General features: G+C 50.9%; 3 protein-coding genes. All 3 read right to left on the minus strand.

Annotated elements, in window-relative coordinates; genetic code table 11:
• Positions 1–1476, minus strand: a 1476-nt coding sequence (locus TW77_RS23230) for a condensation domain-containing protein (RefSeq protein ID WP_046007354.1), incomplete at its 3' end; no start/stop codon positions are given.
• A 171-nt stretch (positions 1477–1647) separates the two neighbouring features.
• Positions 1648–3762, minus strand: a complete 2115-nt coding sequence (locus tag TW77_RS23235) for a TonB-dependent receptor (RefSeq protein ID WP_046007355.1) — start codon at positions 3760–3762, stop codon at positions 1648–1650.
• Positions 3763–3881: 119 nt separating this feature from the next.
• Positions 3882–4343 carry a GNAT family N-acetyltransferase gene (locus TW77_RS23240; RefSeq protein ID WP_046007356.1) on the minus strand — a complete coding sequence of 154 codons (462 nt, stop codon included), beginning with the start codon at positions 4341–4343 and terminating at the stop codon, positions 3882–3884.
• Positions 4344–4611: the final 268 nt, after the last annotated feature.

Raw genomic sequence — 4611 nt, forward strand, 5'->3', positions numbered from 1 at the left:
GTCAAACGCCGGGGTGCCCGTGCCGGTATCCAGCAAGGCCTGAGTTTGTGCGCTTTGCAGCAAGGAGACATTATTGACAGGCTGATCTGGGTCACTCAGGCAGGTATCCAGCAAAGAGACTAGTTGTGTCAGACATTGCACCGCAAAATCCGCATCATACAACTCACTGGCAAACACCAGGTTCAGGCTGGTGCCATCGGTAATGTCTTCAATCACATCCAGTTGCAAATCAAACGGCATACCAAAGCGGTACATTTGCGTGCCAGACAAACTCAGTGACTCAAGCTGGCTAAAGTTACGCTTATCACGGCGCAGGTAGTTAAACATCACCTGGAAAACCGGATGCACACCACGCTGTCGCGCAGGCTTTATCGCTTCAATCAGCTTGTCGATCGGTAAATCCTGGTTACTCTGTGCCACCCGGCTCATTGCCGTATTCTTTGTCAGGAGTTGTTGGAAGCTGTCGCTGTCATCCACCTCGATTGGCATCACCTGAGTATTAACAAAATAGCCCACCACGTTTTGCGTTTCGCTGCGGTGACGATTAGCTATAGGTACACCGACCCGAATATGCTGCCCACCACTGAGCCGGGCCAGTAAGGTTTGCCATGCCGTTAGTAAAATCAGATACGGGGTAATTTGATATTGCGTTGCCAGCGCGCTGATCCTTTGCCACAGTGCCCCTGGCACCGGCCGGGTTTCAAAGCCAACCTGATAATTCAGGTCATGGCGCTGGTGGTCGCGGGCCGGCAGCCTGAGGGTGTCATCGGTCTCCACTAAGTGTGGCAACCAGTTTGCCAGTTGTGTGGCAAATAACTCGGAGCGCTCCTGCTGTTGTTCCCATTTGGCAAATTCTAAAAAGCCTGGCACCGGCGTCCGATCGGCCGTGCCTTGTGCACCATACAGCGCAACAAACTCATCCAGCAGTTGCTGCATCGAGGTGCCATCGGTAATGATGTGATGCATAGTCACGATCAGGCTGGTCTGCGTCCCCCGGGTGGCAATCGCAATGCGCAGCAATGGCGCCTTGCATAAATCGAACGGCTGCTCCACAAAGGCACGGATCGGGTCGTCCGGCTGTTCATCGCATACCGTCAGTTCAGTCACGTCCAGTTGCTGATATTGACCATCAATCTGATAGACCTGCTCAGCGGCTTCAACAAATCGAATACGCAAACCAGAGTGTTTCGCCAGCAGCACTTCGAATGCCTGCTTAACGCGCAATGGCTGCAGCTGGCCATCAAAATGCAGGGCACCAGCCAGGTTATAAGACGCATCAGCCGGGTCCATTTTCCAGGCATACCATAAAATCTGCTGCGCGGCAGTCAGTGGCACCTGTTCACCGGGGGCCACGCTCACCGTCAGCTGGCCGGTCGTTTCCGAGGCCTCCGCAATACGGGCCTGCAGGCGTTGTTGATCTTCACTAGAGAGGGACGAAATGGCGCGATTTCTTCTGGTACGTCTTTGCTGTGACATTCTGGCTCCACTGCAGTCAGCTAAATTGGGATTCTAAAATATGACTGCAAGACGAATGTCGGTGGTAAAAATCCACCTCTGGGAGGAAATTTTTCCAGCGTGGCAAAGGCAGGAAAAGCGCCACACTGACAGGTCCGGGTGGCTGTTATTCCAACCCGGACCGCACAGGGGTTACAGCGTATAGCTAAATGATATCCCTACTGTTCTTGGGTCGCTCAGACGTGCGTAGCGGAATTCACCGGCAAGGTGCTTATATTGCTCGCTCATACCGTCGTGACGCTCGCCACGCAGCAGGCTTTCATTGTCAAAGGCATTGTTCACATAAGCATTAATGCGCCATTGTTCAGTCACATACGCCACAGAGAAATTAACCTCAGTATAATCGCCAGCCAGGTGAATGTCCTTGCCACCCAGTTTGCTGTAATACTCACCAACATAATGACTGCGTGCGTTAAATTGTAGCTGCTCAGTCAGCCAATACTCGGCACCCAGTCCCACCGTGACGTCGGCCGCCATAGGTAAGTCCAGGCCTTCAGAATCACGGTTTTGCGCATTAGCTTCCTCAATGTTGCTATCCAGTAAGCCCAGACTGGCAGAGAGCGTTAGATCCTCGGTCACCGCCAGACGCGCTTCGGTTTCCAGACCATAGCTTTCGACCTGCGCCAGATTCAGCACTTTGCTGTCTCGTGCATCGCCACTTGGACCACGGCCAAGGAACTGATAATTTGAGTAATCGTTGTAGAACAGGTTTGCTGACACAGACAAATCACCGTCCAGCAGCGTGGCGCGTGCGCCCAGCTCAAAGGTATCGACGTATTCCGGCTCAAAGGTGTAGTTGGTACGGGTAAACCAGTGGAAATCACCACCGCCTGACGTATAACCCTTTCTGAAGCTGGCGCTCAGTGTGGTGGTCTCGCCCAGGTCGTGCAGCACTGCCAGCTTAGGCAGGTAAATGCGGTTATCCACATCAATATCGAAACGTAAGCCCCCTAAACCAAAGCCATCAAAGATCCGAAATTGTGATTCGTCGGTAACACGACCACCGGTAACCAAACGCGTGGCGTCTGTTAAGGCGAAGGTCAGCTCACCGTAAATGGCCTTGGAGCTGCTGTCGTCCGTACCCTGATACCAGTCTTCACGGAAAAATGCCTGATCGCGCTCATTGTGATAGTAACCCAGGTAGCCGCTGATGCCTGCATCACCGTCATAAGTTACCTTAGCATCATAAGTGCGCCCTTCTTCTTCCATACGCACAAACCAGTACCTAGGGTATTGCTCGAAGATATAGCTGTAGTCGGTGTCTGATACCATCAGCTCAAAATCAAACTGGCTGTTGATCTCATATCGGGTACGCAGTGACCAGCGCTTATAATCCGATGTTTTATCCCTGGCACCCGAGCCCAACGCAACAAATAGGCCGGTTTCTGGGTTAATAACCCGCTCGTAACCAACCACCCAGTCGGAAATCGGTGCGATTTCAGGCCCTTCAACGGTCCAGTCGCGCTCACCAGTGTCTTCGCTGTCCACATAATGCAGCAGCATATCCAGACCCTGTACACCGGCCGGTTGCCACTTTAATTTAATGTCTGCGCGGGTGCTGTCATACTCATTCGGGTCGAATGGGTAGCCTTTATCGTACTGGAAAGTATGATGCAGATCGCCGGTCACACGCTGCACACTGGCGCGCACACCCAGCTCGTCTTCCAGTAGTGGGATAGATACTACACCGGCCAGCTCGCTTTGCTCATTGAGGTCGGAATACCCTACGCGTACACCCGCTTCGACGTCGGTCAGCGAGGGTTCTTTGGTTTTGATGTAGACCACACCACCGCTGCTGTTACGGCCGCTGTTAGAAGACTGAGGACCACGTAAAACTTCAATCTGCTCTACGTCCCACAAACCCAAATCGCCGCTGACTTTGGCAACATACGGTTCTGCCACGCCATCGCGCATAATAGAAATACGTGGCTTAGCACCCGATGAAAATGATCCAAACCCTTGCGATACACCCTGACCTTGTTGGCCCCGGATGGCCGGTAAGCCACCTGTCACGACCACGTTTGCAATGCCCTGCAAAGCATCCAGATAAGAGTTAACCTGACCGCTTTTTAACTGTTCTTGATCGATCACCGCGATCGAAGAAGTGGTATCTTTCAGTGAATTGCGACTATTCTCACCATAGACAACGATCTGTTCAATAGATTTGACTTCAGCGTCATCGTCGGCCATAACGGCTTGTGAAACGGCAAGAGCGAGCGGCAGAATGCTGTATTTGAGTTTGTTCATTATTTCATCCTAGTTGTATTTCCGACAACCAGACGAAGCAAAAAACAGCAAATTTAGTAAAAATAGTAATTATTATCAAAAAGATAATATTACGCTCACAAACTGAGAAATAATCTTCCCTATTGCTCACTCAGATGCACTTTCATCTCCAGTAGGCACGGACTAAATCCAGCCTTTTCATAGGCGCGTATCGCGGCCTGATTGTCGCTGTACACATCCAGATAAAAGTCGTGGATCGCCTGCTGCTTACTCCAGTTCATCAGGTGCGTCATGATTGTCTGATTCAGGCCCTGACCGCGATAATCCGGATCGACATACATAAAGCCCAGATAACCATGGCGCTCATGCACCAGCTGTGCTTTTGAATCCCGGTGTTGCACATAGCCTGTGGCCACTATCTTACCGTCTTGCTCACCGACGACCAGCAGACTGTCGGGGCAGTCAAGCAGGGCTGGTAAATCATAATAACGCGCATCCTGTGGTTTAATGGCTTGATTGTAGGGGCGCTCAGCGGCTATCACGGCCTGCTCTAACTGACGTAAAATAGGCAGGTCTTCTAAAGTTGCGATGCGGATCTGCATGATATGTCCTGGTTACTATTCATAGAGCAGGCAGCGTCTCACAAATAGGTCCCAGTGCCAATCTACAGGCAAGAAAAAAGCCACCTGGTTTGACCCGAGATGGCTTACTAACACTACAAAAAGGGTTATGGCAAAATTTACCAATTTCACTTAATACCTGTTCTATTTGAAGGAGCAAATATGACGCTAACGGTGTTAAAAATTTCTCATTTAGAGCAACTAAATAGCAAAATTTTTGCCTTGTTATCGACGATATTTTCTCGCCTCA

It is taken from the genome of Pseudoalteromonas rubra (assembly GCF_000967655.1).
Classification (GTDB): Bacteria; Pseudomonadota; Gammaproteobacteria; order Enterobacterales; family Alteromonadaceae; genus Pseudoalteromonas; species Pseudoalteromonas rubra_A.

What these genes read in the sequence shown, in the direction of transcription:
- TW77_RS23235 (WP_046007355.1), bottom strand. Translation starts at nt 3,762, where the DNA reads ATGAACAAACTCAAATACAGCATTCTGCCGCTCGCTCTTGCCGTTTCA.
- TW77_RS23240 (WP_046007356.1), bottom strand. Translation starts at nt 4,343, where the DNA reads ATGCAGATCCGCATCGCAACTTTAGAAGACCTGCCTATTTTACGTCAG.